Source organism: Sphingomonas sp., assembly GCF_042091075.1.
GTDB lineage: Bacteria > Pseudomonadota > Alphaproteobacteria > Sphingomonadales > Sphingomonadaceae > Sphingomonas.
Genome location: NZ_JBELIE010000189.1, coordinates 1 through 5,961, shown reverse-complemented (window position 1 = coordinate 5,961; position 5,961 = coordinate 1). Strand labels below are relative to the sequence as shown.

Here is a 5,961-nt window from a genome sequence, read left to right as displayed (position 1 = left end):
GCTTCGCCAGGGCGGCGATCTCGTCCACCCATGTGTTCAGCGCCTCGTGTCGCACCGCCTTCGGCGCGGAGGTTGTCCCATCATTCACGACTCGTTCCTCTCACGCTTGGTCTCCTGACCGGCGCCACGGCGCCGCGCGCACGGCTCCGGCAGGCGCCGAATCATGCGCCCTATCCGTATACGTGACCATCCATCAGCTTGCGCGCGGTACGAAGCAGCGCGGCCGTCTCCACCGCGCCATCCTCGCCCAGCGTCAGCACGCAGCTCATCTCGCCGGTGGGATGCTCGATCGAGAGCGTCTTCGCGGGTCCATCGGGAATGCTCGCCACATCAGCGGCGGGCGAGCCCGGAACGAGGCACGCCGTCGCCACGCTGACCGCGCCGAGCACGCCGATCGAGGCGTGCGCGCGCTTGGGAATGAAGCTGCGCACCGTCACCGCGCCACCCTGGCGCGGCGGTGCCACGAGCATCATCTTGGGAACGGATGACGCGGCCACATCTCCCAGGTTCATGAGCGGTCCCGCCTGCAACCGGATCGCCTCGATCCTTGCCTTCACCGCTTCGGCGTCGTCCAGCGCTTCGCGGCTTTCGTAACCGGTCGCGCCGACATCCACGGCACGCATGACGACACAGGGCATGCCGTTGTCGATCAGCGTGCAGGCGACGCCGTCGATCACATCCACCGGATGGCCCGTCGGCAGCAGCGCGCCACACGAGGAACCGGCGGTGTCGCGGAATTCGACCGGCACTGCCGCAGCCGTCCCCGGTACGCCGTCGATCCGCGCATCCCCCGAATAGGAAACACGCCCGCCCGGTGTGGCAACGGTCGCGACCGCGACCTGCCCGGTATTCTCCATGAAGATCGTGACGCGCGTCGCATCGCCCGTCGTCGCGACGAGGCCGCGCTCGATCGCGAACGGCCCCACCCCGGCGAGGATATTGCCGCAATTCTGGGCGTCGGTGACGATCGCCTGATCGACGAACACCTGCAGGAACAGATAGTCGACGTCGACGCCTGCCCTTGCCGAGCGCGATACCACCGCGACCTTCGAGGTGAGCGGATCCGCGCCGCCCATGCCGTCGATCTGGCGCGGGTCGGGCGAGCCCATCACCCGCAGCAGCAGCGCGTCGCGCGCGGCGGTGTCGGCGGGCAGATCGTCCTTGAGGAAATAGCCGCCCTTCGAGGTGCCACCGCGCATCCACATGCAGCGCGTGCCCCCGTCATTCATAGCGCAGGCCCATCGCCTCAAGCTTGCCACGCATGTCGTAGATGTCGAGCCCGAGCACGCCGGCGGCGAGCCGCTCGCGCTTGTCGCCTTCGTTCGCCTCGCGCTTCCGCGCCGCTTCCAGCACGCGCCGCGCATCGGCGCGGCGGACCACGCACACGCCGTCATCGTCGGCGACGATCACGTCGCCCGGATCGATCGCGGCGCCCGCGCACACGATCGGGACATTGACGTCGCCGAGCGTCGCTTTCACCGTGCCTTGCGCGAACACCGCCTTCGACCAGACCGGAAAGCCCATCTGCGTAAGGTCGCGCACGTCGCGGACACCGGCATCGATCACCAGCCCCCGGCACCCGCGCGCCATCGCCGACGTCGCCAGAAGGTCGCCGAAATAACCGTCCTCGCAGGGTGAGGTCGGCGCCAGCACCAGAATGTCGCCGGGCTGCAATTGCTCGATCGCGACGTGGAGCATCCAATTGTCGCCCGGCGGCGCGGCAATGGTGACGGCGGAGCCCGCGATGCGCGCGCCGGGATAGATCGGTCGCAGGCGACTGGCGAGCAGGCCGATACGCCCCTGCGCCTCATGCACGGTGGCGACGCCGGCGGCGCCCAGGCCATCCACCACGTCCGCATCCGCGCGCTCGATCCGCTGCACCACCCGGCCGGCCATACCGTCCTCTCCCATTGCTGCTGCGCGGCGGCGTGGCAGCGGCGGCACCGGACAGGCAAGATCGAAGTGGCGACACCCGATAAGTTTTTGCTAATCGCGATGACCATGTCGCCCTTCGATCTGAACCTTCGTCACCTCCGCGCGATCCCCCTCATCGCGCGACGGGGCAGCATGAGTGCGGCGGCGGACGCGGCGACGCTGTCGCAACCGGCGCTGACGCAGGGCCTTGCCAAGATCGAGCGGCAACTTGGCCTGCCGTTGTTCGACCGGCGGCCGGACGGAATGACCGCGACCCCCTCGGGGCACGCCTTCGTCGAGCGAATCGATGCCGCCTTCGACCATCTCGCCGTCGGCGCCCGCGCCTTCGCTCGCGGCACACGCGGCTTCGCACGCCCCGAAGCGCTGATGACGGCGACCCAGTTGCGCGCCTTCCTCGCCCTCGCCGATGCCGGCAGCTTCGCCGACGCGGGCCGCGCCACGGGCTGGTCGCAGCCGGCGCTGCACCGCGCCGTGCGCGACCTCGAACATCTCGGCGCACTGCCGCTCGTGGAGCGGCGCGGGCGCGGCGTGGCGCTCACCAGGGCGGGCCGTGCGCTCGCCCGCGGGATCCGGCTTGCGGCGGGCGAGCTTGCCGCCGGGATCGCGGAGACCCGCCCCGACGCCAGCCTTTCCGGGCGGCTCGCCATCGGCGCGATGCCGCTCAGCCGGGCGCTCCTGCTCCCCACCGCCATCGCCGCCCTGGTACGCGAAGCGCCCGGCGCGGCGATCGAGGTGGTGGAGGGATCGTGGCGCGAACTGGTCGAGCCGCTTCGGGACGGCGTGATCGACATCATGGTCGGCGCGCTGCGGCCCGAAGTGCCGCACGGCCTCGCGCAGGCGCCGCTGTTCGAGGACCGACTGGTGGTGGTCGCGCGCGCCGGTCATCCACTCGCGCATGTCGGCGATCCGACGCCCGACCAGCTCGCCGGTTTCCCGTGGATCATCGGCGCGGCCGAGTCGCCGCTGCGCGCGCATTGGGAGGCGCTGTTCGCCGGCATGGCGGTGCGCGCGCCGATCGCCTGCGGATCGGTGATGACTATCCGCGGCATCCTGGCGGACAGCGATTGCCTGACGCTGCTTTCGCCCGACCAGATCGCGATGGAGGTGGCGACGGGCGTGCTGACCACGATCGGGGCGCCGCGTCGAGAAATGACCCGCCTGATCGGCATCACGACCCGAGCCGGCACCCGTCCGACGCGGCTGCTGTCACGCTGCATCGAGCTGCTTGGTGATGCATCCTTCCGGAAATCGGATATCGATTAGTCTTTTCCGATTGGCGCACCCGGCACGCTTGCGGCGATAGCGATGGCATGGAGAGGCGCGTTACCTTGATTGGTTTTGGCGAAGCGGCGCGTGCCTTCGCGCCCGGCCTGTCGGCGCGCCTGGCTGGATACGACCGCAAGACTGACGATGCCGATTTGCGCCCGCGCAAGCTCGGCGATTTCGCGGCGGACGGGGTCACCGCCTGCGAGACACCGGCGGCGGCGCTGGCGGAGGCCGAGGCAGTGCTGAGTCTGGTCACCGCCGATCAGGCGCTCGCCGCCGCCACGGCGTCGGACGGTCTGTCGCCGGGGGCCTTCTGGTTCGACATGAATTCGGTCGCGCCGCAGACCAAGCATTCTGCCGCGCGCGTCATCACGGCGCGGGGCGGGCGCTATGTCGACGCGGCGGTGATGGCGCCCGTCCATCCCAAAAGATCGGCCGTCCCTATCCTGCTGAGCGGGCCGCATGCCGCCGCTGGCGCCGCGCTGCTCGTGGAGATCGGTTTCGCGGACGTGCGCGTCATCGCGGGCGACATCGGCGCGGCCTCAGCGGTGAAGATGCTGCGCTCGGTGATGGTCAAGGGGATCGAGGCATTGTGCGCCGAATGCGCGCTCGCCGCCGACGCCGCGGGCGTGCTGGACGAGGTGGTCGCCTCGCTCGACGCCAGCCCGCCGCCGCTCGGCTGGGCGGAGCGCTTCGACTATAATCTTGATCGCATGCTGGTCCACGGCCTGCGTCGCGCCGCCGAGATGGACGAGGTTGTGTCCACGCTGGAGGCGCTCGGCATCGGCGCGACGATGAGCCGCGGCACCGTCGAACGGCAGCGTGCGCTGGGCGCGCTGGCGATCGCCCCGCCGGACGGTCTCGCCGCCAAGCTGCACACCCTCGCCCCCTTCGTCCGACCTGCACATGGGAACCGCGCCGCATGACGCTCGTCATCGACTGCCACGGCCATTACACCACCGCGCCGGCCGCGCACAACGACTGGCGCGAGGCGCAGAAGGCGGCCTTCAAGGCGGGCGAGGCCCCGCCCGCCTATCCCGCCATTTCCGACGACGAGATCCGCGAAACGCTGGAGGCGAACCAGATCCGCCTGATCCGCGAACGCGGCGCGGACATGACGATCTTCTCCCCGCGCGCCTCCGCGATGGCGCCGCATGTGGGCGACGAGGGCGTGGCGACCGCCTGGGCGCGCGCCAATAACGACCTGATCGCGCGCTGCGTCGATCTGTATCCCGACACCTTCGTCGGCGTGTGCATGCTGCCGCAGAGCCCGAAGGCCGACATGGCGGGCTCGGTCGCGGAGTTGCGCCGCTGCGTCGAGGAGCTGGGGTTCATCGGCTGCAACCTCAATCCCGATCCGGCCGGCGGCGCGTTCTCGTTCCCGCCGCTCACCGACCGCTTCTGGTATCCCTTTTACGAAGCGATGGTGGAGCTGGACGTACCGGCGATGATCCACGTCTCGGGCAGCTGCAACCCGGCGATGCATGCGACGGGAGCCTATTACATCGCGGCGGACACGATCGCGTTCATGCAGCTGCTGGAGGGCGACCTGTTCGCCGATTTCCCGACGCTGCGCTTCATCATCCCGCACGGCGGCGGCGCGGTGCCGTACCATTGGGGTCGCTATCGCGGACTTGCCGACATGCTCAAGAAGCCCGCGCTCGACGGGCATTTGATGAACAACGTCTTCTTCGACACCTGCGTCTATCATCAGCCCGGTATCAACCTGCTCGCCGACGTGATCGCGACGAAGAACATCCTGTTCGGCAGCGAGATGGTGGGTGCGGTGCGCGGGATCGATCCCGAGACGGGGCAGTATTTCGACGACACCAAGCGCTACGTCGATGCGCTGCCGATCAGCGACGAGCAGCGCCATGCGATCTTCGAAGGCAATGCGCGCCGCGTCTTCCCGCGGCTCGACGCCAGGCTGACGGCGGCCGGGCGATGAGCGCGTTCGTGATGGATGCCGACTGGCTCTGCTTCCACCCCAACCCCACCAGGCCCGCCTTCACCCCGCCGCCGGGCGCGGTCGACGCGCATTGCCACGTCTTCGGCCCCGGCGACGTCTTTCCCTATGCGCCCGAGCGCAAATACACGCCATGCGACGCGGGTCGCGACGCGCTCTACGCGCTGCGCGACCTGCTCGGCTTCTCGCGCAACGTCGTCGTGCAGGCGACGTGCCACGGCACCGACAATCGCGCGATGATCGACGCGCTGGTCCACGCCAACGGCCGCGCACGCGGGGTGGCGACGGTCGGCAGCGGCATCACGCGCGACGAGGTCGCGGCGATGCATGCGGCGGGCGTTCGCGGGGTCCGCTTCAACTACGTCAAGCGGCTGGTCGATCCCAAGCCGGACGCTTATTATCGCGGCATCATCGAGACCATCGCGGCATTCGGCTGGCACGTCGTCATCTATTTCGAGGCCGCGGATCTCGCCGAGAAATGGGACTTTTTCACGTCGCTGCCCACGCCGGTCGTGGTCGATCATATGGGCCGCCCGGATTGCACCAAGTCGCCCGACGGGCCGGAGTTCGCCCCCTTCCTGCGCTTCATGGAGCGCGAGAATGTGTGGTCGAAGGTCACCTGTCCCGAGCGGCTGAGCAAATCGGGGCCGCCCACTTACGATGATTTCGTGCCCTTCGCCCGCACGGTGGTGGAGCGCTTCCCGGACCGTGTGCTGTGGGGCACCGACTGGCCGCACCCGAACCTCAACATGGTCGGCCACATGCCCGACGACGGCTGGCTGGTCGACATGATC

General features: G+C 69.4%; 6 protein-coding genes. 4 read left to right on the top strand and 2 right to left on the bottom strand.

Annotation, left to right across the window (positions count from 1 at the left end; translation table 11 throughout):
* Positions 1–170: 170 nt before the first annotated feature.
* On the bottom strand, positions 171–1,229 hold the full coding sequence (locus tag ACFDSW_RS14800) for a 4-oxalomesaconate tautomerase (RefSeq protein WP_375251040.1): 1,059 nt from the start codon (positions 1,227–1,229) through the stop codon (positions 171–173).
* Positions 1,222–1,896, bottom strand: a complete 675-nt coding sequence (ligK, locus tag ACFDSW_RS14795; RefSeq protein WP_375251041.1) for a 4-carboxy-4-hydroxy-2-oxoadipate aldolase/oxaloacetate decarboxylase — start codon at positions 1,894–1,896, stop codon at positions 1,222–1,224. Before ligK ends, ACFDSW_RS14800 begins: the two co-directional genes overlap by 8 nt.
* Positions 1,897–1,995: 99 nt before the next feature.
* On the opposite strand from ligK, the gene ACFDSW_RS14790 reads away from it, so the two are divergent.
* The 4 genes from ACFDSW_RS14790 to ACFDSW_RS14775 form a co-directional block, all read left to right on the top strand.
* Positions 1,996–3,198, top strand: a complete 1,203-nt coding sequence (locus ACFDSW_RS14790) for a LysR substrate-binding domain-containing protein (protein WP_375251039.1) — start codon at positions 1,996–1,998, stop codon at positions 3,196–3,198.
* Positions 3,199–3,245: 47 nt separating this feature from the next.
* A complete protein-coding gene (locus ACFDSW_RS14785; protein WP_375251038.1) occupies positions 3,246–4,127 on the top strand; it encodes a DUF1932 domain-containing protein in 882 nt (293 codons plus the stop codon).
* Positions 4,124–5,149 carry an amidohydrolase family protein gene (locus ACFDSW_RS14780; RefSeq protein WP_375251037.1) on the top strand — a complete coding sequence of 342 codons (1,026 nt, stop codon included), beginning with the start codon at positions 4,124–4,126 and terminating at the stop codon, positions 5,147–5,149. Before ACFDSW_RS14785 ends, ACFDSW_RS14780 begins: the two co-directional genes overlap by 4 nt.
* Positions 5,146–5,961 (top strand): amidohydrolase family protein (locus tag ACFDSW_RS14775; RefSeq protein ID WP_375251036.1); only part of this gene is annotated, 816 nt, incomplete at its 3' end. The genes ACFDSW_RS14780 and ACFDSW_RS14775, both read left to right, overlap by 4 nt.

Coding starts and splice junctions, on each gene's coding strand:
- ACFDSW_RS14800 (WP_375251040.1), bottom strand. CDS start 1,229: ATGAATGACGGGGGCACGCGCTGCATGTGGATGCGCGGTGGCACCTCG.
- ligK (WP_375251041.1), bottom strand. CDS start 1,896: ATGGCCGGCCGGGTGGTGCAGCGGATCGAGCGCGCGGATGCGGACGTG.
- ACFDSW_RS14790 (WP_375251039.1), top strand. CDS start 1,996: ATGACCATGTCGCCCTTCGATCTGAACCTTCGTCACCTCCGCGCGATC.
- ACFDSW_RS14785 (WP_375251038.1), top strand. CDS start 3,246: ATGGAGAGGCGCGTTACCTTGATTGGTTTTGGCGAAGCGGCGCGTGCC.
- ACFDSW_RS14780 (WP_375251037.1), top strand. CDS start 4,124: ATGACGCTCGTCATCGACTGCCACGGCCATTACACCACCGCGCCGGCC.